23 protein-coding genes are annotated in these 22,767 nt (G+C 40.2%); 4 read left to right on the top strand and 19 right to left on the bottom strand.

Annotated elements, in window-relative coordinates; translation table 11 throughout:
- Positions 1-69: 69 nt before the first annotated feature.
- The 8 genes from scpB to HMPREF1517_RS00755 all read right to left on the bottom strand — a co-directional run bounded on the left by scpB (position 70) and on the right by HMPREF1517_RS00755 (position 5,151).
- Positions 70-651 (bottom strand): SMC-Scp complex subunit ScpB, encoded by a 582-nt coding sequence (gene scpB / locus HMPREF1517_RS00790; protein ID WP_037598975.1) that lies wholly within the window; start codon positions 649-651, stop codon positions 70-72.
- On the bottom strand, positions 644-1,357 hold the full coding sequence (locus HMPREF1517_RS00785; RefSeq protein ID WP_037598974.1) for a segregation/condensation protein A: 714 nt from the start codon (positions 1,355-1,357) through the stop codon (positions 644-646). Before HMPREF1517_RS00785 ends, scpB begins: the two co-directional genes overlap by 8 nt.
- Positions 1,357-2,118, bottom strand: a complete 762-nt coding sequence (gene xerD / locus HMPREF1517_RS00780; protein ID WP_037598973.1) for a site-specific tyrosine recombinase XerD — start codon at positions 2,116-2,118, stop codon at positions 1,357-1,359. The genes HMPREF1517_RS00785 and xerD overlap by 1 nt, the downstream gene beginning before the upstream one ends.
- Positions 2,072-2,554 (bottom strand): cyclic-di-AMP-binding protein CbpB, encoded by a 483-nt coding sequence (gene cbpB, locus HMPREF1517_RS00775; protein ID WP_002883680.1) that lies wholly within the window; start codon positions 2,552-2,554, stop codon positions 2,072-2,074. The genes xerD and cbpB overlap by 47 nt, the downstream gene beginning before the upstream one ends.
- Positions 2,551-3,072 carry a metallophosphoesterase gene (locus HMPREF1517_RS00770; RefSeq protein WP_037598971.1) on the bottom strand — a complete coding sequence of 174 codons (522 nt, stop codon included), beginning with the start codon at positions 3,070-3,072 and terminating at the stop codon, positions 2,551-2,553. The genes cbpB and HMPREF1517_RS00770 overlap by 4 nt, the downstream gene beginning before the upstream one ends.
- Positions 3,054-4,028: a nucleoside-triphosphate diphosphatase gene (locus HMPREF1517_RS00765; RefSeq protein ID WP_037598970.1), complete on the bottom strand. Its 975-nt coding sequence runs from the start codon at positions 4,026-4,028 to the stop codon at positions 3,054-3,056. The genes HMPREF1517_RS00770 and HMPREF1517_RS00765 overlap by 19 nt, the downstream gene beginning before the upstream one ends.
- Positions 4,021-4,836, bottom strand: a complete 816-nt coding sequence (gene racE / locus HMPREF1517_RS00760) for a glutamate racemase (protein WP_037598968.1) — start codon at positions 4,834-4,836, stop codon at positions 4,021-4,023. The genes HMPREF1517_RS00765 and racE overlap by 8 nt, the downstream gene beginning before the upstream one ends.
- A gap of 63 nt (positions 4,837-4,899) precedes the next feature.
- The gene (locus HMPREF1517_RS00755; RefSeq protein WP_002883695.1) at positions 4,900-5,151 is read right to left on the bottom strand and encodes a YneF family protein; all 252 of its coding nucleotides are present in this window, start codon (positions 5,149-5,151) and stop codon (positions 4,900-4,902) included.
- A gap of 245 nt (positions 5,152-5,396) precedes the next feature.
- Here HMPREF1517_RS00755 and HMPREF1517_RS00750 point away from each other — a divergent pair, with 245 nt between their 5' ends.
- Positions 5,397-5,939 (top strand): TetR/AcrR family transcriptional regulator, encoded by a 543-nt coding sequence (locus HMPREF1517_RS00750; RefSeq protein WP_037598967.1) that lies wholly within the window; start codon positions 5,397-5,399, stop codon positions 5,937-5,939.
- A gap of 32 nt (positions 5,940-5,971) precedes the next feature.
- Here HMPREF1517_RS00750 and HMPREF1517_RS00745 read toward each other — a convergent pair whose 3' ends face one another.
- Complete coding sequence (locus tag HMPREF1517_RS00745; RefSeq protein WP_037598966.1) at positions 5,972-7,225, bottom strand: diaminopimelate decarboxylase; 1,254 nt, start codon at positions 7,223-7,225, stop codon at positions 5,972-5,974.
- Positions 7,226-7,362: 137 nt separating this feature from the next.
- Between HMPREF1517_RS00745 and HMPREF1517_RS00740 the strand changes: the two genes are divergently transcribed.
- Positions 7,363-8,499 carry a DUF5105 domain-containing protein gene (locus HMPREF1517_RS00740; protein WP_051411988.1) on the top strand — a complete coding sequence of 379 codons (1,137 nt, stop codon included), beginning with the start codon at positions 7,363-7,365 and terminating at the stop codon, positions 8,497-8,499.
- A gap of 37 nt (positions 8,500-8,536) precedes the next feature.
- Here HMPREF1517_RS00740 and HMPREF1517_RS00735 read toward each other — a convergent pair whose 3' ends face one another.
- The 3 genes from HMPREF1517_RS00735 to HMPREF1517_RS00725 form a co-directional block, all read right to left on the bottom strand.
- A complete protein-coding gene (locus HMPREF1517_RS00735; protein WP_037598964.1) occupies positions 8,537-9,226 on the bottom strand; it encodes a Bax inhibitor-1/YccA family protein in 690 nt (229 codons plus the stop codon).
- Positions 9,227-9,249: 23 nt separating this feature from the next.
- Positions 9,250-9,753 carry an HD domain-containing protein gene (locus HMPREF1517_RS00730; protein WP_002883682.1) on the bottom strand — a complete coding sequence of 168 codons (504 nt, stop codon included), beginning with the start codon at positions 9,751-9,753 and terminating at the stop codon, positions 9,250-9,252.
- Between the two features lie 101 nt (positions 9,754-9,854).
- Positions 9,855-10,592: a TrmH family RNA methyltransferase gene (locus HMPREF1517_RS00725; protein ID WP_037598963.1), complete on the bottom strand. Its 738-nt coding sequence runs from the start codon at positions 10,590-10,592 to the stop codon at positions 9,855-9,857.
- Between the two features lie 102 nt (positions 10,593-10,694).
- On the opposite strand from HMPREF1517_RS00725, the gene HMPREF1517_RS00720 reads away from it, so the two are divergent.
- Both HMPREF1517_RS00720 and yidC read left to right on the top strand, forming a co-directional pair.
- Positions 10,695-10,973, top strand: a complete 279-nt coding sequence (locus HMPREF1517_RS00720; RefSeq protein WP_037597401.1) for an acylphosphatase — start codon at positions 10,695-10,697, stop codon at positions 10,971-10,973.
- 86 nt (positions 10,974-11,059) lie between these two features.
- Positions 11,060-11,977: a membrane protein insertase YidC gene (gene yidC, locus HMPREF1517_RS00715; protein ID WP_037598962.1), complete on the top strand. Its 918-nt coding sequence runs from the start codon at positions 11,060-11,062 to the stop codon at positions 11,975-11,977.
- A gap of 167 nt (positions 11,978-12,144) precedes the next feature.
- Here yidC and greA read toward each other — a convergent pair whose 3' ends face one another.
- The 7 genes from greA to HMPREF1517_RS00680 all read right to left on the bottom strand — a co-directional run bounded on the left by greA (position 12,145) and on the right by HMPREF1517_RS00680 (position 22,767).
- Positions 12,145-12,627 (bottom strand): transcription elongation factor GreA, encoded by a 483-nt coding sequence (gene greA / locus HMPREF1517_RS00710; RefSeq protein WP_002883697.1) that lies wholly within the window; start codon positions 12,625-12,627, stop codon positions 12,145-12,147.
- Positions 12,628-12,711: 84 nt separating this feature from the next.
- Entirely contained in the window at positions 12,712-14,688 is a 1,977-nt protein-coding gene (gene mltG, locus HMPREF1517_RS00705; protein ID WP_037598960.1) for an endolytic transglycosylase MltG, read from the bottom strand.
- Between the two features lie 96 nt (positions 14,689-14,784).
- Positions 14,785-15,279 (bottom strand): GNAT family N-acetyltransferase, encoded by a 495-nt coding sequence (locus HMPREF1517_RS00700; RefSeq protein WP_037598959.1) that lies wholly within the window; start codon positions 15,277-15,279, stop codon positions 14,785-14,787.
- A gap of 59 nt (positions 15,280-15,338) precedes the next feature.
- Positions 15,339-16,667 (bottom strand): UDP-N-acetylmuramate--L-alanine ligase, encoded by a 1,329-nt coding sequence (murC, locus tag HMPREF1517_RS00695; protein ID WP_002889872.1) that lies wholly within the window; start codon positions 16,665-16,667, stop codon positions 15,339-15,341.
- 26 nt (positions 16,668-16,693) lie between these two features.
- Entirely contained in the window at positions 16,694-17,410 is a 717-nt protein-coding gene (locus tag HMPREF1517_RS00690) for a hypothetical protein (RefSeq protein ID WP_037598958.1), read from the bottom strand.
- Positions 17,411-17,565: 155 nt separating this feature from the next.
- A complete protein-coding gene (locus tag HMPREF1517_RS00685) occupies positions 17,566-20,661 on the bottom strand; it encodes a DEAD/DEAH box helicase (protein WP_037598957.1) in 3,096 nt (1,031 codons plus the stop codon).
- 105 nt (positions 20,662-20,766) lie between these two features.
- The gene (locus HMPREF1517_RS00680; RefSeq protein ID WP_037598956.1) at positions 20,767-22,767 is read right to left on the bottom strand and encodes a cell division site-positioning protein MapZ family protein; all 2,001 of its coding nucleotides are present in this window, start codon (positions 22,765-22,767) and stop codon (positions 20,767-20,769) included.

Below are 22,767 nucleotides of genomic sequence, written 5' to 3'. Positions count from 1 at the left end.
ATCCTTTCTACCTAGCATCTCTGCTATGTTTCTTTATTTTTTAATGATTAGTTTCAACAAGGTTTAGTCTTAATTGTCCAAGTCCTCAAGCTCTTCTGGAGCATCTTCCCTAAAGAGACTTGTTTCCTGCTCTTCAAGTTCTAGTTGGTCAATCGCCACAAGTTCGTCTAAACTGTTAATCCCCATATAGTCTAGGAAATAATCAGTAGTCGCATATAGGTTAGGACGACCGACAGCATCTTTTTTACCAGCTTCTTGAATGAGATCAAAGGCTTGAAGTTTAGCAATAGCACCACTAGAATTAACACCTCTAATGTCATCGACTTCAGCACGTGTAATAGGCTGTTTATAAGCAACTATAGAGAGAACCTCGAGACTCGCTCGGGATAGACTTTGGTTGATTGGCGTTTTAGAATAATCACGAAGGAGACTTGCAAAATCTGGCTTAGTCACCAGCTTATAGGTATTTGACGATTCCAATAAACAAAGAGCTGAATCCTCGTCTGCCTCGTACTTGGCTTGTAATTTCTCCAAGGACTGAGTCAGACCCGTCACTGGCATTTCCAAAAGCTGTGCCATAGCACGTAGACTAAGACCATCTTCACCAGCCACAAAAAGTAAAGCTTCTAATCGTGCTAAGTGACTACTCATTCGTCCATTCCTTTCTTAATGTGATTGTACCAAAAATTGTTTCCTGCTGTACTGATATGCGATGTACCTTAATCAATTCAAGAGTTGCCAAAAAGAGGGTGATTACTTGATTCATATCCTTAGCATCCGTGAAAAGTTCATCCAGATACAGCTCATTTTTTGAGCCAAATGCTTCCTCAATAATCAGCATCATGTCTTCAATTTTATAATCGTCACGCGCAATGGTTGTGTGGTTTCGGCGAATTTCTTCTTGCTTTTCAGCCATGATTTTTGAAAAAGCCAAGAAAATGTCTTGAATGGTCTTATCCTGATTCAACGTTACATCTTCATAAACCAATTCTACTTTTGGTTTTGAAAAATACTGAGCTCGTACCTCATGCTGCTTAGCCAACTCTTGACTAGCTGCTTTGAAGCGTGCATACTCTTCCAACTGACTCAAGAGCTCTAGTTCTGGATCATCTGCTTCAGGCTCAGCTTCCACCACTGTGGGCAGAAGCTTACGACTCTTAATCAGCATGAGCTGACTAGCCATAAGCATATATTCCCCAGCAACTTCAAGCTTCATGGCTTGCAAGGTTGCCAAATAAGCCAAGTATTGCTCGATAACCTCAACAATGGGAACATCGTAAATGTCTACCTCATACTTAGAAACCAGATGGAGCAACAAATCCAGTGGCCCCTCAAAATCTTTTAACTTAATATCCATTAGGTTTTATAGTATTTCTCCAAGGTCACTGGACTTTTTAGTCCCAGTAAACGAGCAAGTTCAAAGGCGCCCGTTCCCTTTTCAATCTGTCTAAGAATAAATTGCTGACGCAAGACTTGAGCGGTTACATTCGATAAGCCACAGTCACTAACATAAGTCTGGATTTGCTTATACAGCCATTGTCGAGTATAGAGCTTACCCAAAAGCAAGCCCTGGCTGTTCGCATCTTTAATGGCCAACAAATACTGCTTCACATCTGCTTCAAGTCTGAGAACACGCTTAGTGCTTCCCTTGGCCACAGTCACAACACCAAAATCCAAGTCAATATCGGCCCAGTCCAACTCCAAAATCTCTGAAGGTAAGAGTCCCAACTCTAGAATCAGCAGACAAGCCAGCTTACCAACCCCTTCACGCCCCTCATAAAGCGATGAAAGATCCAGTGTTCGCAACTTATCCTCCTGAGAAGGTATTGTAACCGTCTCTGATAGTTTGAAAAATTTCTCTAATTCACCCTTTTGATAGAGGTATAGCAAAAATTGATTGACCGCAGAGCGCTTACGCTTTTGTACGGATGGCTTCCATTCCTTCAGTTGGTTTTCATAGAGCTTGAGACTGGTTTGATCAATTTGTCCTGAAATCGACGTTGCAAACTGCTTAAGATCATAAGCATAAGCTTGCTTTGAACTCTCCGAAATGACCTTAGTAGCCAGAAAATCAGTGATCTGAGTTGTCAGTTGTTTTTGGAATGATGATATAGTCATGTGTAAAGTCATGTAAGAGGCTATTAACCGCCTTTAGAATCGATTTTCGTGTGATAATTCCTTTGAAAATACCTTGGCTGTCAACCACAGGAAGGAAAGGATTATTAACTAGCTTATGCATTACCTCATTTAGATTGGCATTATCTTCCACTGTTTCCACAACATCTGATGTCATCGGCCCGATATCACGGTTAACCATCTCCCACTCTTGCAAGTTATGTTCATCTTGATAACGCTTAATATCCGTTAAAGATATGGTCCCAAGATAGTGCTTATCCTTAGTCAAAACGGGAACGCGCGAATAACCATTGCTTGTCAAAAGCAAGACCACATGATCAGCGTTGTGACTATCAATAAAAATAGCAACCTGATCTGATGGAATTAAATAATTATCTAAATGAGCCAACAAAAAATCTTCAAATTCTTTAGCAATCATCGTTCAAATTCCTGTGTAAGTTCTGAATAAAGTTCATGGTCACGTGTGTAATATTCCACACGAATTTTTGCACTGTTTATAATCACCTTAGCATAAAGTTTCTCATGGATAGGCCCACGTGGCTGCGAAACAGAACCTGGGTTGATAAACACTGTCTTACCATTTCGCCAAGCTGCTGCCGCATGCAAGTGTCCATAGAGACAAATATCTGCATCCTCTTGTTGCGCCCAAAGATCTAACTTGTCCCAGGTAAAATTAATGCCATAGAGATGACCATGTGTTTGTGCAATAATCACATCTCCAAGTTTAACGACCAAACGTTCTGGATAACCTGAATCATAATCACAGTTTCCTCGAACTACATAGATACCTTTCCAAACAGGATCACTTGATTCTAACTCCGAATCTCCGTTGTGGAAAATGGCATCCACCTTTCCTTGATAACGATTTTTTATATCTGCTACAATATCACGATCCCCATGGGAGTCGCTCATTACGATTATTGTTTGTTCTGCCATGCTGGGAAGACCTCCATAAGTTTCTTAACAGCTTGTCCACGGTGAGATTGTTCATTTTTCTCTTCTGCAGAAAGCTCTGCTGCTGTTTTACCCGTATTACCAACTAAAAAGAGAGGATCATAACCAAAACCATTGTCACCTTTAGGTTCTCGGCCAATATAACCCTTCCAGTCGGCATCAACAACCAAACTATCACGTCCAGGTGCTGCAACAACTAGGGTTGTATGGAAGTTCGCCGTACGTTTGCTATCATCAAGCACCATAGCGAGCTCGTGCAATAATTTAGCATTATTTTCAGCATCTGTGGCATCAGGGCCTGCAAAGCGCGCAGACCAAACACCTGGTAAGCCTCCAAGAACATCTACCTGCAAACCAGAGTCATCTGAAAGGACCATTTTACCAGTTAATTCAGAAATGGTCTCCGCCTTCAAGCGTGCATTTTCCTCAAAGGTCATACCTGTTTCAGCAACTTCAGGAAGGTCTGGATAATCATTAAGATTCTCTACCTTAATGCCTAGTTTTCCAAATAGTTTACGAAATTCCTTAGTTTTTCCTTCATTGCGTGTCGCAATCAATAGGATATCACCAAAATCTGATTTGTTATCAGAACCAAAGAAATCACTCAAGGTGACACCTTCTCTAGGCACATGAACATAGACAAGCTTATCTCCTTCACTAACTACCAAGGCCCCTTGATGTGGCGTAACAGCTAGGTCTCGACCAGTTTGCTCTTTCAAGCAATCCAAAATAAAGGATACCAAGCGAAGGTCTGAAGAATGTTTAGCAATATGTAACTGGAAACCACTAACAGCCAAAACGTTAGTCAAGGCTTGGAAAAGGTCAACAAATTGTTCATAGGCCTCATCACCACCAAAACAAGTCAAGTGATTGTAGCTTCCAAAACTAGCCAAATACCAGTCTTGTTCGTCTTTATATTCTAAAATTGATTTAGTCATTTTCTAACTCCTTGTCCAAATCGACATGTTGGACAGCAACTTCTTCACCCAGCCATTGTTCTGCGATTTCTTTAAAACCAAGCACACTAGCTGTGGTGTAATATTCTTCCGTCTTGTCTTCGACTTCACGGCTACGATTAATTTCAAAATAATTGAGCAAAACGGAAACATCACGAACTGTTTCAGCTCCGCTATCAATTAGCTTGACACTTGGCCCCATAACATTCTGGATGATAGGACGTAAAAGTGGGTAATGGGTGCAGCCCAAAACCAAGGTATCTACCTTGCCGACTAAAGGTGCCATGCTCTCATAAACAATCTTTTTAGCCACACTTGAGTTAATTTCATTGGATTCAACAATAGGGGCAAAGCGAGGACAAGATAAACTCAAGACATTCATTTGTGGTGCCAGATGCTTAATTTTTTGTTCATAGATGTTAGAGGCAATCGTCATAGGAGTCCCAATGACGCCAATATGACCCGATTGACTAGACTTAATGGCAGCACTAGAACCAGGCAAAACCACACCTAGCACTGGGATATCCAAGGCTCCTTTGATTTCCTCCCAAACTACTGCTGTTGCCGTATTACAAGCAATAACGATCATTTTTACATCTTTGGTCAGAAGAAATTTAACCAACTGCCAGGTATACTCTCTGATTTGTTCTGCTGGTCTAGGACCATACGGCGCCCTAGCAGAGTCACCAATATAAACAATAGACTCGTGAGGCAACTGACGTTTAAGTTCACGTACCACCGTCAGTCCTCCGACACCAGAATCTAAAAATCCTATAGGTCGATTATCCATCTTGCCTCCTTATCCCCTAGGTTACATGTAAAAAGCTGAGATTCACGTCCCAGCTCCCCACCATTATTTTTTCTTTTTCTTGCTATCTGCAAGTGCTTGTTTTTGTTGTTTGATAATTTGGTTATATGTTTGACGCACTTTTGCTTCATTTGGCTTTTGACCCGCAGCCGACATCATGGTACGAACAGCGTCCACATTCAAACGAGGATTTTCAGCCAATTCTTTCTCCATTTGTTTGCGGGCAAAGTATGCGCCTCCATAAAAACCACCCAAAAGGGCTACAAAAACAAGAATAATCCAAAGGACGGTGTTCATAAATTTAATTCTCCTATAACGTTGATTTACCTTATATTATAGCAAAAATGGACCCTACTGACAAATAAGACGTTGGTTCTTAAAAACGTATAGAAAAAAAGTTTTTTCGTTTAAAATATCGATAAAATGAGAGTTTCAGTATTTTTCACTTACAACTGTAAAGGACTTGTAAGATTTCTAGAAAAAAAATAGGTTATTATATAAGTTGTGGAATTATTATTATGTTTATATAAAGGGGTTTATTTATGCTCAAGGAAGCAACTATTTCCGAACGAAAAATTGTCAACGCATTTATTGAACTCTTAGAAGAGAGTTCACTCGAACAAATCAGCATCACAGACATCATCAAGAAGGCAAATCTCAGCAGACCAACTTTCTACTACTACTATTCAAATAAAGAAGATTTGGTTGAAACAACCTTCTCAAAGATTTTAGATAAAGTTTCAAGTATTCTTCAGGAAGACATGACCTACCAAGAGGGTGTTGTTACTGAAATGCTAAGATATCTTAAGGAAAATCAAAAGCTCTGTCTCACCTTAATGACACACATTCCAAACATCAATGAGATGATTCGTGAATTCATTATCGAGACCATCCTTAACTCTGATATCGAAAATGTTACAGAGCTCATGGAACAAAGCTATCATATTCCTGCCAAATATTCATTGGAAATTTATGTTAGCACTATTGTTACCATTTTAACACTCTGGCTCAAAGAAGGCTGTGTCGAATCCCCTGAGGAGTTAGCCGATATCATTCTTGAAGCTGTAATCATTAAAGTAAAATAAGCTAGGGCCTTTAAGGCCTAGCTTATTTTTTGTTAAATGTCAAAATCAAAACCATCAAGAGTAGCAAAGTAATCATTCATCGTCTCTGCACGGCGGATCATACGAGCCGTTCCATCTTCTTGGTAGAGAATTTCTGCAGAACGAAGACGTCCATTATAGTTGTAGCCCATTGAGAAACCATGTGCACCTGTGTCGTGGATAACCAAGGTATCTCCAATACGAGCTTCTGGCAATTCACGGTTCTTAGCAAACTTATCATTATTTTCACAAAGAGAACCTGTCACATCAACTACTTGAGTGTCACCATCTGGATTAGTCATATTCGTGATGTGGTGGTAGGCATCGTACATAGCTGGACGAAGCAAGTTAACCGCAGAAGCATCTACACCAACGTAACGACGATAAGTGTCCTTAATATGAAGAACCTTAGTAACAACAAGGCCATGAGGTGCTGTCATGAAACGTCCAAGTTCAGTGTAAATACTAATGTGTCCAAGATCATTCGGAACAAGGATCTCATCAAATTTAGCATGAACCCCTTCACCGATAACAGCAATGTCATTTTGCTTATTAGCCGGTGTGTAGTCTACCCCAACACCACCTGATAAATTGATAAAGTCAAGACTAACTCCAAGTTCATTCTTGATTTCTACCGCCAATTCAAAGAGTTGAGCAGCCAAGGTTGGGTAATACTCATTCGTTACTGTATTTGACGCTAGGAAAGCATGCAAACCGAATGATTTCACTCCTTTTTCTTTAAGGTAGGCATAACCTTTGAAGAGTTGTTCCTTAGTCATCCCAAATTTTGATTCTTCAGGATGATCCATGATATCAGTACCAAGAGAGAAGACACCTCCTGGGTTAAAGCGCAAAGAAAGGGTTTCAGGAAGCCCTGCAGCCTCTTCCAAGAAAAAGATATCTTCGTAAGCATCAAGGTTAATTGTCGCATTAATATCACGCGCGTAAACAAACTCTTCTGCACGTGTATCATTAGATGTAAAGCTAATCGCGCTACTATCAAAACCAATTTTCTTACTCATGACAAGCTCTGTATCGGTCGCACAATCGACACCACACCCTTCTTCTTTCAAAATTTTGAGGATTGCTGGATTAGGTGTGGCCTTTACAGCAAAGAATTCTTTAAAACCTGGATTCCACGAAAAAGCTGCATTAACTGCACGTGCTGTTTCACGAATCCCTTTTTCATCGTAAAGATGGAAAGGTGTGGGAAATTCTGCAGTGATTTGTTCAAGTTTATCAGCTGTAATAAAAGGTGTTTTTGTCATTTTATTCTCCATTTTTTTACAATAGTAATCCTATTATAGCATAAGAAAAGGCTTGAAACCCAATTTTCTAATAATCTCAAGGCATATTTCATGATACAATAGACCTATAACCTAAATAAAATAACGGGGGATTATTTATGAAAAAATATCTTTACTCTGGGGCTCTTGCTCTAGCAGCCATCTTAACACTCTCAGCATGTGCCAAGCCAAAACTTGATGCCAAGCTTTCTGTTAACGATATTGTCTATATGTCAGGAAGCGACCTCAAGCTCAAGGATGACCAAACCCTAGTCGAAGTCTCATTCAAACTCGAGAATACTTCGGAAGATATGGAAAATGAGCTCAACACATCTGCTAAACAATTCTACCTCAAAGATAAAGATGGTAAAAAAGTCACAGCAAGCAAGATCGACAAAGGTGATCTCCCTACTCTCTTCAACAAAAATAAGAACGTAGAGGATGCTACAGATGACTTTGGAAAGCTTGAAGCTGACGACTACAAAACTGTCTCACTCTTTTTCGAAGTTAACAACGACGAAAGCTATAAACTCTATTTTGAATCAAAGGATGAGAAGACAGAAGGACAAACTGTTTCTACTAACCTAAAAGATTTCGATGGTAAAACAACTACCAATGTTAAAAAGGCTGTTGATGCTTATTTCAACGCAGTTCTTCTAGGTGGCGAAAGCAAAGACTACAGCAAATTTGTTTCTAACGACTTGGACAAAGCTAAGGGCGAACTTAACCAATATTTCTCAGATAGCCTTCAATACAGCTATGATGCAACTGATAACATCAAACCAACCGGTGATGAAGTTCCAAAAGTTTTTGGTTGGGTTCAAACAGCTAACCGTGAACGCGGCAGCTACACTGTTGACAACATTATCGTCGCTAAAGATAAGGCAGAATTCAATGTCAGCATGTCAACTATCAGTATGAAAGCTGCAGACGATGCCTATGGTGCTAATCACCCAAATCTTACAGACGAACTTAAAAACTACCTACAAAGCAATGGTGCTAACGCTGGAAATGTCGACCAACTGACAAGACAATTCTACATGGAAACTTACCTACCGAATTCAATCAAAGAAGTAAGTCCATCAGCACCAAAGACTGAAGGTACAAATATCTTTGATAATTACTCAGTCGAGCTTACTAAAAAAGACGACAAGTGGGCTTTCCCAGATAAAGATAGCTATGTGGGAAAATGGGATTACTATCCACTCTTCTACGCTTACACAGGTCAGCAAGGAACACTCACAAAAAACTATTAGACAGTAAAAAAATCAGCCATCTGGCTGATTTTTTTTACTAATTTCGTCTAGCAAAGAGTCGCAAGATATTCAAGAATAAGTTAATGAAATCCAAGTAAAGACTAAGTGCCATAGAAACTGCCCATCCATCTGTGACCTGACCATTGGTACCATAATAAACCTTCTTAATCATCTGGTTATCGTAGGCAATTAAACCTGAGAAAATAAGAATTGATACAATACTAATCACAAAACTCATCATGCTACTTGCAAAGAAAAAATTAATCAAGCTAGCCACAATAATCCCAATCAAGGCTGCCATAAGGAACTTGGCCATGCCTGATAGATCTCGCTTAATGGTAACTCCGATAAGTGCCATGATAAAGAAAACAATGGCAGTGCTAAGGAAAGCTTGGAAAACAATGGCTTGCGTATATTGTACGATGATAAAGCTAAGTGTAAATCCATTCAGAGCAGAATAAACCAAAAATAAAGGTAGAGCCGCAGGTGTATTCCTTCTTGCAGCACCGCTAGCCAAAAAGACCAAACCAAACTCTAAAAAGAGTGCCGCCATGTAAACCCAAGAATAATTCATGAGAATATTGACAAAAAGATGCGAAAGAGGGAAGAGCATCAGATAAGAGATGACTGCTGAAAGTCCCACTCCCATACCGACAAGACCATAAATCTTTCCGAAAAAGCGGTTCAAACCCGCATCACTAGTTGTATAAATTGCATTTGATTCCATAGTTATCTCCTAAAAATAATGAATTATTGGTGGTGGCTTTGTAGAGTCTTGCGACGGAAAAACTTACGATTTTTGATTCGGTTTCGTAAGGGTGTCGCTGCTTCTTTAACCGCCCAATACTTATCCACCATAGTAACAATATAAGATTCCTTATACTTCGGCGGCGCAATCGTTGCTCCCCACATATGCTTGAGAATAATATCCTCTTCTTTTTTGTTCAGATTAACAAGCTTTCTGGCATTACGAACAGCAATACGTGGATGTACCCAAGCATGACTCTTGTTAAATTTAGTCACTCGCCAATCATAATAGAAAAAGTCATGTAAGAGACCACCTCGAGCTGTACTCTTGGCATCCCAGCCAAATTTTTTAGCAATCTTATAGCTGGTGTAACTAACATTAACCGAGTGTTCTAAACGTGTCGAATGATGGTGCTGTACAATCCCATCCAATTTTTGAAAACGTGGATGAGAAATCAAATGTCCCACAACTTCCATGAATTCTTTATCATCTTCTGGTCGTTTCATAATAATACCTCATTAATGTTTCTAATGCTTCTTCATTATACCACTAGTACTTAAAATTACTTTAAAAGTCAGTTGTTTTCTCCTAAAATCATCCTTGAGACCTAGAGACTAAACATGAGAATTCCTGCTGCAACAGCAACATTCAGACTCTCCGCCTGACCTGGCATGCTAATATGTACGAGTTGATCAGCAGACTCAGCCATTTCCTGACTAATTCCCTGACCCTCATTTCCCATTACTAGGGCAAAATTGCCATCTGTCTTAACTGCTTTATAGTCAACGGAAACATCGGAAAGAGTCGTTGCTAAGACGGGTATACCTTGTTTTCTGCAAGCCTCAACCATGTCAAGAATTGGTCCACGATAGATTGGAAGGTGGAAATGACTTCCCTGCATAGAACGCAAGGTCTTCTGATTATAAATATCAGCTGATTTATCCGACAAAAAGACTCCGTCATAACCTGCGGCATCTGCTGTTCGAATCATTGTTCCTACATTACCAGGGTCCTGAACATCCTCCAAGAGCAGATATTTCCCTGAGAGAGACTTTGGCAAGGCTTGAGATTGTTTAGCAACTTCTACCACAATCCCTTGAGGTGTCTGAGTTTCACAGAGTTCCTTAAGCACCTCTGGACTAACCAACTTGACCTTAGACATATTAGCCACACGATCAGCCATTTCCTCAAGTACGAAAACTTGAAGAATCTCGGCACCGCTTGCCTTTGCTTCCTCAAAAAGATGCCATCCTTCTAAAAGATAGCTAGTTTTACGGTGCTTACGCTGCAATAATTTTCTAGCAGACTTAATGCTAGCATTTTGCTTTGATTGAATGATTTCCATACACTCATTATAGCAGAAATCCCCTGATAAATCTTGGACTTGACCGACTTTATAGCAAGGATTATACTAAAAGAAAGAGCTTTCAAAAGGAGGTCATGGACCATGCAAAAAGTACGATTATTAGTCTCAGGAAGAGTCCAAGGTGTTGGTTTTCGTTATTCAACCTATGCTCTAGCACTAGATATTGGAGATATATGCGGTCGGGTTTGGAATAACGACGACGGTACTGTTGAAATTCTAGCTCAGTCAGATAACCCTTCTAAGTTAGCTAAATTTATTCAAGAAGTTCGAAAGGGACCTTCAAAATGGTCTAAAGTAACCTATGTCGATGTGACCATGGCTAACTTCCCTAATTACAGCGATTTTCGCATGGCTAATTAAGGTTGGAGCTCCGTTTTTAACTTGTTCTCTTCCTTAAAAAAAGGTAAAATAGACAGGTATAACTAAAAAACAAAAGGAATGATATTGTGAATAAAAATCAAAAACGTCTAGCCCTGATGGGGCTTGCTGCCAGCATGCTTCTCTTTCTATCAGGATGTGTGAGCCTTGATAAGTCTGGTAATCCTACTGGTTGGGTTTGGAACCTACTTGGTCGCCCTATGAGCCACGTCATCACCTACTTCGCACATAATTTAAATCTGGGATTTGGTCTTGGCATTATCTTCGTAACCATCATTGTTCGTTTGATTATCTTGCCACTTGGTCTTCACCAATCTCGTAGCGCAGCCTACCAAGCAGCAAAACGTGAATACCTTGCGCCTATCTTAGAACCAATTAACGAACGTTTGCGCAACGCTGAAACTCAAGAAGAAAAAATGGCTGCCCAGTCTGAACTCATGCAAGCTCAGCGTGAAAACGGTCTAAGCTTGATGGGCGGTGTCGGCTGTCTTCCTCTATTGATTCAGTTCCCATTCTTCTCAGCACTCTACTATGCAGCACGTTACACTCCTGGTGTACTCAAGGATAACTTCCTCTGGTTTAACCTTGGTCACCGTGACTTCCCATTGATTATCATCATCGCAGCGCTTTACTACTTCCAATCTTGGTTGTCTATTCAACAAGTTCCTGAAGAACAACGTAAACAAATGGCAGCGACGATGTACAGTATGCCAATCATGATGATCTTCTTTGGTATTAGCTCACCTGCAGCCGTAATCCTCTACTGGTTCGTTGGTGGTATCTTCTCTATTATCCAACAGTTGATTACCAACTACATCATTAAACCTCGCTTGAAAGAAAAAGTTGCTGAAGAGTTCAAAAAGAACCCTCCAAAAGCACCTCGTACAACACCAAGCAAGCGTAAAGATGTGACACCAAAAAATACTCAAGCAATTGCGAGCAAACCAAAGAAAAACCGTAACGCCGGTAAGCAAAATCGTAAATAAGGTACAAAGCACTCTTGGAATTTTCCAAAAGTGCTTTTCTTATAGACTAATTCAGACTAACCTAATTCCTAATAGCGCCAACAACCAAAAAAGGAGTGCGACAGAACGACTGTTTTGTCTCACTCCCACTAGTTTCAAATATTGAACACCTTAATTCCAACAGTCACCTAGGCTGTTTTTTCTACACTAAGGATTTCCACAGAGTAGCTACCTGCTGGTGATTCGATAGCGACTTTGTCGCCAACTTTCTTACCAATCAAGGCTTGAGCAATCGGACTTTCATTTGAAATCTTACCTGAGAAGATGTCAGCACCGGCTGCACCAACAATATGATAAGTATCTTTGTCGTTTGTACCAACTTCTTGAACAACAACAGTTTTACCAATTGCAACTTCGTCATTAGCAACAGCATCACTATCAACGATTTCTGCATAACGAATTTTTGTTTCAAGAATTTGAATTTGTCCTTCAACAAAGGCTTGCTCGTCTTTGGCTGCTTCATACTCAGAGTTTTCTGAAAGGTCACCATAAGAACGTGCAATCTTAATACGTTCTACAACTTCTGGACGACGGACGAGTTTGTACTCCTCCAATTCCGCTTCAAGTTGTTCTTTCTCCGCTTGTGTCATTACATATGTTTTTTCTGCCATTTTTTTCTCTTTCCTATTTTTTGAGCCCTTGGCTTTATTTTCAAAATCACTCTTTGTTTGCTTGATTTTAATGAGCCAATCAGACTATTTATCTTTTAGTTTGCTATTAATGTAAGTTTCAACGTTATGCTGATGCTCTTCATAGCTTTCAGCAAAATAGACATTACCAGTGGTTACATCTGCAACAAAGTACATGTACTTGGTAGATGATGGATTGATAACCGCTTCAATTGCAGACAGACTAGGGCTGTCCACAGGACCTGGCATCAACCCCTTATGAACATAATCATTATAAGGAGAGTCAATGTTTGTGTCAATAGTTGCATCTTCTTTCAAGGTCGTTTCCTGACCAAGTTTTCCAAGAGCATAAAGAACTGCAATATTACTTTGTAGAGCCATATCTGAGTTAAGACGATTATAGAAGACGCTCGCAATATTTTTACGGTCGTCATCTGTAGCTCCTTCTTTTTCCACAAGAGAAGCTAGGGTCAAAATTTCATTAACATTGTGTCCGCTAGATGAAATCGTCACATAGTAAGGTGATAGGTAGGTGTCCATCGTTGACAACATTTCCTCTGCCAAAGATTCCACCGTCGTATCGTCATGAATGTTATAAGTCGCTGGGAACAGATAACCCTCTAGGACATACTTAGCATCCGTAGAATTCGGAAGGTTTGCCAACAAGGTTGGGTACTTCGCTTTCATCTTAGTAATGAAAGCATCATCCTTCATCAGCTTCAAGAAATCTTTTGCCTTAAGTCCAGTTGATGTTTTTTTGCCTTTTTTCGCTGAGGAATTAACTTCAACTGCCTTAGCAATTTGATCAATGGTGTATCCTTCTTTGACCAAGACCGTACCAAGAGATGGCTCCTGAGGTTTATCACTTCCTTTTTTCTGAAGTGCCTCAATAATTTCATCCATGGTCATGCTAGCCTGAAGGTTGTAATAACCACTTTTCAGATTTGAGATATTCTTAAACTTGGTATAGTAATTAAAAACCTTACCAGACTTAATGACACCAGCTGATTCCAATAGTTGACCAATGTAACTGCTACCTGAATTTTCAGGAATTTCAACACTAACAAACTTAGTTGAATTAACATCTTTTGCGCCAACAGCATCACTAACATAACGATAACCAAAGAATGCAGCTACTGACAAGATAAGTAGCAAGAAGATAATAATATTTCTTGCAATTTTACCAGCACGACGGTTATTTTTATTGCGTTTGTGATTTCGGTTAGAACGTGAAATCGGCTCTTCGTCGACAATGTCAGCCTGTTTAACATCTTTTGGCGAAGACTTTTTCTTCTTCACTTTCTTACCTTTCTTTTTCTTAGGTTTTCCAGAGGCTTCTAGAGAAATACTCTCATCATCCTCATTACCATCAGCCACTATCTCTGATTGAACCTTTTCTTGCGACGCTTGGTCACTTGTTGTATGATGTTCCTGCAAGAATGCTTCTTTTTGACGTTCTGAGGTCAATTTGGCCTCCAATTCTTTAGGGTCTGTATAAATAGCTTCGTTAGACTTAGCTTCAATGAGCTCCTTGGCAACATCTGCAGGAATATACTCCTCTTCAGATGCTTCGTTAAGGCTAGTTTCCCAAACTGGACGTTTAAAACGGCGTTTCGACGTTTCAGTCTCCTGAGGAATATTTACCTTTTTCTCCTCCTCAATAGGCTCTTTAGAAATAGACGCTACATTTGAATGAGCATCAGGCACTAAAGACTCAGCTTGAGAAACAGAAAACAAGCCAACACTATCTTGTTGAGAATCTTGAGCCGTCTCAGAAGTCATAGATTTAGCCAAAGCACTGTGAGAAACAGAATGTGAACTAAAATCTTGGTTACTTACTTTATTGGACGCTGATGTACTATGTGTTGTAGCGCTCTCAGCTGACGTTGAACGTGGTGTCTCGGGCATAGTTGCACTTTTATTATGCTCCTCCTCGCGAAGAGAACGGAGCCGTGTTGCTTCTTGTAAATCTCGAAGAATCTGATCTTTAAAGCTTAGGCTATCTTCAGCAGATTCCGAGTGTTCATTAAACTTGTCCGTCAAGGCATACCTCCTCTATAGTAACAAACGCCATTATATCTTAAAAAGTCAGTTAATGCAAATCAATTGGTCCTTTGTCACAGTAACGTAACACTGAATTCAATGGGTTTCTGGATTCTCCCAAACCATATTATACCAAGTGCTACCGCCATGATTTGATTCTGATTCTCCTTCATCAGTGAAGCCATTCATCTCATAATAGGCAATCAGGTAATCATGGCAAGTCAAACTAATACCTTGGCGTTTTTGGGCGATAGCCAGATCCTTAAGCGCTGCAATCAAGGCTGTCCCAATCCCTTGCCCTTTAAAATCTTTGGAGATAGACAAACTAGTAACTGCAATAAAGCCTCCTTGACTAGCATTAGGAACCACCCTATGGAACAAGTCATCTGTAAGATAACGTTCCGCAATCACAGGCCCTTCAATGTAGCCAGCTACAACGCCATCAATTTCAGCAATTAGAAAGGTATCACAAATCGTCTTTAAACGCTCCGCAATAGCCTCTGGAGTTGCAGCCTCTTCAGGTGAAAAATTATCTTGTTCGATACGGGCAACATCAGCCCAATCATCCTCTCGGGCATGTCGAATAAGCATATTAAATTCCTTTCTATTAAGAGAAAGAGCTGAGCGAAATCGCTACAGCCCTTAATATATTACATGTGTGTTTGCAAGCTTGCTAGGAGCTCTTCAAATGAGCGTTCGTAAAGTTGGATGTCCCCAGCTCCCATAAAGACATAAACAGCATTGTCATGGTCAAGGAGAGGTGAGACATTTTCAACTGTAACCACTTTGGCCGGTTTATTGATCTTAGCAGCAAGATCTTCAACCTTAACATCACCATGGTCAACTTCACGCGCTGAACCATAAATTTGCGCCAAATAAACAGCATCTGCTTCGTTCAAAGCTTCAGCAAATTCATCAAGAAGAGCAATAGTACGTGTGAAGGTATGTGGTTGGAAAATAGCAACAATCTCTTTAGATGGGTACTTTTGGCGTGCTGCATCAAGCGTTGCAATAATTTCAGTTGGATGGTGAGCAAAGTCATCGATGACAACAGTACCACTGATAATTTTTTCTGTGAAACGACGTTTAACACCTGAGAAAGTTTTAAGGTGTTCTGCAACCAAATCCATGTCGAAACCAGCTACATAGAGGGTCCCAATAACCGCAGTTGCATTCAAGATATTGTGACGACCATAGGCTGGCACATGGAATTCTCCAAGAATTTGTCCATCGTGTTTTACCTTGAAATTAGACCCTGTCGTTGTACGAACAATATCTGTTGCCATAAAGTCATCATTTTCTTCGAAACCGTAGTAATAGATTGGCGCATTGGCTGTAATCTTACGAAGGTGTGGATCCTCACCGTAAACAAAGAGTCCTTTTTGCACTTGCTTAGCATAATCATCAAAGGCAGAGAACACATCATCGATACTTGTAAAGTAATCAGGATGGTCAAAGTCAATGTTAGTGATGATTGAGTATGCTGGGTGGTATGGCATGAAATGACGTTCATATTCATCAGACTCAAAGACAAAGTATTGTGCATTAGCAGAACCTCGTCCAGTTCCGTCACCGATAAGGTATGACGTGTCTGTGATATTTTTCATAACATGTGACAAGAGACCTGTTGTAGAAGTCTTACCATGTGCACCTGCCACACCAAAGCTAGTGAATTGATCCATGAAGTGACCCAAGAACTCGTGATAACGCTTAAAGCTGTAGCCATTTTTAATCGCATAAGCAACTTCAACGTTGTTGTCTTCACGAAAGGCATTTCCAGCAATCAATTCAACATCTTCTGTGATGTTTTTTTCATCGAAAGGAAGGATAGGAATACCTGCTTGCTCAAGACCACGTTGAGTGAAGTAATATTTTTCCACATCTGAACCTTGAACCTTGTGTCCCATTTGATGGAGCATCAAAGCCAAAGCTGACATACCAGATCCTTTAATTCCAATAAAATGATAAGTTTTTGACATAGTTTCTCCTTACAATCGCACTGCGATTAGTTTGCGTCTTCTAAATGCGTCAAATTTAATTCTTGAGCAACTCGGTGTTCACGGTAAGTTTGACGTTCTGGGTAATTATAAACCTGGCTACGTTTCAAGAAGTCATAGCTATTTTTCTTGACCTTCTTACGAGATGGGTTACTAGGCTGTTGATAGGTTGGAGCCACTTCTGCCAAGATGTAAGAATCCTGTTGCAGACGATTTGCCAAGTGATGGATTTTTGAGTGTTTCCCGTTAGGTGCTAAAGTTCGCTTGATAGCACTTACAGGAGCTCCCAAGATAGATGCTGTCACTGGCCCTTTATCCGTTGTTACAGCAGCTGGCTCAACAGTAGCCTCAAAGCTTGGCTTAGCTTCTACCTTAGGCTTAGCAGTTAGTTGACGGCTATTAGTATGTTTGGTTTGTTGAACTTCTTGGCGGAGGAATTTTTGGCGTTTCTCACGGACATCACGCTTAGCCTTTTCACGGGCTTCCTCTGCATAAGTCATGCCAGCTTCTTGAGTCTCCACTCGTTTTGAAGCCTGCTTACGATTGCTAGGCTTAGCTGACAAGAAATCATAGTTCGGCAACAAATCATTGTAGTCCTTATCTTGGTAAGGGCCACGGATATTTGTGATTAAATCTTCATTTTCATATAGGCGCATAGAGACCGGTTCTTGCAAGCAAGATTCCCCGTCTGGAATCAGCGGAAATTGTCGTCTTTGGCGATGCATAAAAGACTTCCTTTCGTTTTCGAGATGATGCGTATCTTAATATAAACAATCGGGAATGTGAAGATACGTCTTGCAGTATTCTATTATAGCCTAATTCAAAAGATTTGCCTAGTAGCATTTTCACGTATTAGTATTTCAATATCAAATATAACAAATTAAGATATTGCAATACCAAGAATTTCTTTAATGTCCTCAACAGTCATGCTGGCACGGCTTTCATTGCCATCCAAGACGGTTGTTACAAGGTTTTTCTTGCCTTCTTGAAGCTCAAGAATTTTCTCTTCAATAGTTCCTCTTGTAATCAAACGGTAAACTTCGACATTTTGTTCCTGACCTATACGATGCGCACGACTAATAGCCTGCATTTCTACCGCTGGATTCCACCAAAGGTCAATCAGAATAACCGTATCAGCACCAGTTAAATTCAGTCCCACTCCTCCTGCTTTCAGAGAAATCAAAAAGGCATCTCGGCTTCCTTGATTGAAGGCTCTGGTCATCTCTTGACGACTATCAGATGGCGTTGACCCTGTTAGCTTATAAGAGGAAATACCTAATTCTTGTAAGAGCCCCTCTGTAATATCTAACATCCCACGAAATTGTGAAAAGATAAGAACACGGTGGTCTGATTCCTTAATTTGACTAAGCAACTCTCTTAGGCTATCTAATTTTCCGCTATCTCCAGCATAGTCCATAAAAAGAGCTGGGGTATCACAGATTTGTCGTAAGCGGGTAATTCCTGACAAAATTTCCACCTTACGACGGTTGATTTCCTGATCACTTGCAGAAATTAAACCTTGCTGCATCTGTTGCAATTGCGCTAAATAGATAGCTTTTTGAGCATCTGACAATTCACTTTGGTGAGTGATTTCAATCAAATCTGGTAAATCAGGAAGGACCTCTTCTTTCCTACGTCTTAGAATAAAGGGAGAAATATACCTAGCCACTTCCTTTGGTGTTAACTTAAGGAAAGTTTTCTTAGCCGGTAAAAGTCCTGGTAGAATAATTTGGAAAATAGACCAAATCTCCAACAAATGATTTTCAATAGGCGTTCCAGATAGTGCTAAGCAATGTGGAACAGAAAAATCACGTAGATATTGGGCAATCTTTGTCTGTGTATTCTTCATGACCTGAGCCTCATCAAGAATGAGATAGTCATATTTACCAGCCTTATAGGCATCAAAATCCTGACGGAAGGAAGCGTAGCTTGTAATAATAATCTGGTGGTCTTCAGCAATGATGTCATCACGTCTTGGCTTGAGTCCATAAGAAACCGCTACATCTAACTGAGGAGCGAACTTTTTAACCTCATCCTGCCAATTGTAAATCAGGCTTGATGGTGACAAAACCAAGACTCGTTGCTCTTCTTCTAAATGTGCAGAGAGATAGGCAATGGTCTGCAAGGTTTTCCCCAACCCCATATCATCGGCCAAGATACCGCCAAAACCATAGTGATGCAACATAGATAGCCACTGAACACCCTTTTCCTGGTAGGGACGAAGGTCAGCTTCTACCTTATAAGTTGGCAAATCAAAGGTCTCTGGTTTACTCAAATGTTGCGTTAAGAGTTGGAAATCTTTTGAAAAACGAACAGAATCACTTTCTGAAAGAGCATCCATTAATTGATAGGCAGTCAATTGATTTAGTTCTAGGTGACCTTGCCCTGAATATCTAGCTCTTAGAGTTTTGAGACTCTCACTAATACGATGCGTCGCCTCGTCAAAAACAATCAACTGACCACTACGATTGATAAAATAGGGCGAACTTTCCATCAAAGCTGCTAAAGCATGATCCACATCTTCATCGTCAAGACTTGAAAAATCAAAGGAAATATCTAATAAATTCCCCTGACGCTCTACCTGAACCTGTGGACTCTGTTCAACCCGTAAGTCACGCAACTCCTGCCCAATCAGAACCGTCCCTGTATTTTCAAATTCTGCTAGAGTATTCGTAAAGAAATCATAGAGCTCTTGACTGCTATCTAATCGTTTAGATGACTGAAAATCAGGGGTGAATCCATGCTTAGCCATCAAACGGAACACAGCCTGCTCATGACGATAGTTACTCGTAAATCCTAAATGACTCAACTCTTGTCGATTATGGACTAGGAAACCATCAAAATCAAAGGCTAATGTAAGTATAACCTCACTGTCACCTTTCAGGTCAAAGTGAAATCTCGGTGTAAAATCCTTGATATTAAAGGCTTTAGGAGCTTTAACTGGTCCCATAGTCCTAAAATCAAAAAGACTAGCAGCCAAGATAGCTTGTTCATCAAGATTAAAGCTGACATGCTTATTCAAATCGCTTCCGATTGGAAGAGAGCGTAAACCAACCAAAAGTTTTTGTTGTTTTCGATTCAAGCGATAAAAAACACCTTGATAAAAGAGAATACGATTATTAAAAAAGGCCTGACTATTCTTCTCAGCAACAGTCAATTCAATCATCTTAGGCTCGACAGAAATATCAAACGAGAAGAGATGGGCATCAGCAGTCAAATCCTCAACCAAAAGTCGGTGATATTCGGTTCCTTCCCATTCAAACCTAAAGCCATCCAAATCTTGCATCCGTCTCAAACCTTCCTCAAAAAAACCGTAGGGGAGACAAAGATGACGTGCATTATTCGGTAAAATAAAGTCTAAATTAGTCTTGGCTTCATCTGGAATCATCCGTCCTAAGAAGTCTAAAAATGCCTGTGAAGCCTGGTCAAATTGAATAAGCGATAGGGGTTCATAATAGTTCTTACCTATCTGATAATAACCCTCAGCCTCTACAAGCTTGAGAAAGGCAGGAATATCTCGAATAACATAAGAACGTTCATCTGGTAAGCGACGTAAACGTATACTCCACCAAATCTCTGAACCAAAGGTAGATTCCTCTCCCTCTACCATCAAGCTATATCTAACAGTATCATCCTCATTTAGGGAAAGGCCTTCTAAAAATAAACCACCAAAAGAGTGTCCTCGCTCTTGGCCCTGAGAGGACTCTTGTTCCTCTTCCAATTCTGCCAATAGACGCTGGCCTTCTTTATCGTTTTTTAGATAATACTCAATCGCTGCTAAATGGGGACAATAGCCTTTTTGAGCGAAATAATCACAGTCACACGTGATTTCAGAATCATTGAGTGTATAAATTAAATGATGTTGGTCAACTGTTGTATCCAACTGAGTTTCTGAGACCTGATGAATGGTAATGAGATCCTTTTCAAAAAGTTCAATACCCTCATTACGGACTCTACCCGGCATCAATTTTGCCATAGTATTCACCCCTATCTTATCCCTCTATTATAGCACAAAATCCTTATAAACTAGGCCTTCACCAAGATAAAACAAAAAACACTCCCGAAGGAGTGTCGCAGATTATTATTCGTAATCAAGTTTATCTGAGTGACCTGAACCATTACCAACATAGTAACCTGTCTTACAGTTAATACTGAAGAGGTAAGTTCCATCTGGAAGGTACAAGTTGTAGTAACCATTACCATTGATGATGTTGACTGGCTCAAGGATGAAGTTATCTCCTGAGAAGTAACCACGTGAGTGTGATGTTTCGATAATCTTATCAAGAACACCATCAGCCCATGTCCAAGCTGGGTTACTTGTATCTGCTACTACGTTTGCATTATAAGGCACACGTGAGCGATTACGTTGAAGGATTGATGGGTTATAATTTGTGATTCCGCGTGTTACAACTGTTGAAGCTGCAGCTGAGCCACCAGTAGTTCCTCCAGTCGCACCAGTTGAACCTGCTGAATCTGCTGAATTAGCTGCTCCATTTTGCGCTCCAGAAGTATTTGATGCGGCCGCACCATCACCATTAGAAGCTGCTCCAGATGTGTTATCACCTGAAGGTGCAGCAGGACTAGCAGTATTGGCGCTGGCAGCAGCTGTCGCTGCAGATGTTGCGCTCGCAGCCTTAGCTTTTTCTTCAAGCTGAGTCTTACCACCCTTAATAGCTTCTTGGACAGTGCTGTCGAGACTCGCATTTCCAGTTGTTGTTACACTTTCTGGAAGATTATTAAAGTTAGCATCTGATTTAACAGCAATAGAGGCATTATAGCTACCATCTACAAGAGCATCTGACTCAAACTGACTGTTAATCTTTTGTACAGCTTCAATTTGTTTCTTCAAGTTATCATATTTTTTCTTAGCTGCATCATAATACTTGGTTTTCTCCAATTTCTTGAGCAGTTTTTCCAAATCTGATAACTTACCAAATTGATCATTAGCGAGTTTCGTTTGCTCGTCATCTGTGAAGAAATTCTTATACATTTCTTCAAAGGCCTTATTATCAGCAGCTGACGTATCCTTGCTTGATGATGATGTCACTGCTGAAGAAGCTGTGCTTGTTGTTTTCGCCGATTGGCTATGTGTTCCTTTATAAAGAGCATAGCTACCACCGATAATAGCTAAAGCAAGAACTGCTAGAGCACCGATAACAACACCTTTACGACGGTAAACTGGAATGTCACCATCAAAGGCACTCTTATGCGATGGTGAAACAGACTCTGAAGAGATTCTGTCTTCTGCAGATGGGCGATTAACTGCCATAGACACTTTTGGTGTTGTCTTTTCTTCATCAGCTTTTACTCCAGTTACCCCTGCCACTGTTGATGCAATAGCTGCCAAATCAATAGTGTCTGAAATAGTAACATCATCCAACAAAGGTTTTGAAGCTTGTGGCTCAGTATCGTCAATATTGGCAACAGCAGGATTTTGTGGTTCTGGATCATCAATGTTAGCAATCAAAGGATTGTTATCATCAATATTATCTACCAATGCATCGTTATAGGCTGGCTGATTAGTTGAAGTAGATGAATCAGCGAGTGCATCACCAAGGTCAAATTTTTCTGTTTCTGACGTGATGAAACGATCAGCATTTGTTGACGTAATGATAACTTCAGAACTTTGACTTTCTGGTTCTGCAATAACCTCAGGTTCAACAGGGGCATTTGGCAACTGCTTGTCAATATGAGATTGAGTTTCATCAGACTTGTTATCTGTAGCACCAAAACCAAATGTGACCGGTGTTACTTCTTCAGTAGCTGTTGTTGAGTTGATTGACTCATTAGCCATTGATTGACCAATCAAACCTGAATCCGCAAACTCCTGACGTTGCTTTTGAATAAAAGCATCCAAAGGTGATGTATCGCCGTCAGCTTCAATTTTCTTTGAAAATTTTTGTGAGGCAACTTCTTCACGGTGTTGCTTGATATACTTATCCAAAATGCTATCTGTTTCTGTTACACCAGCATTAATCTCGGCTTCTTTTCGGACAGCCTCACCGACCGTCATTTCCTTGGCATCTTGGAAATCTAGCTCTTGGCTACCTTCATAGCCATTTTGTGTTTTATCTTCTGACAC

Origin of the sequence: Streptococcus sp. ACS2, from assembly GCF_000525585.1 — a bacterium.
In the GTDB taxonomy this organism is placed as follows: Bacteria; Bacillota; Bacilli; order Lactobacillales; family Streptococcaceae; genus Streptococcus.
Note: the sequence above shows the minus strand (reverse complement) of the source record. Positions and strands in the feature narration are given on the sequence as shown.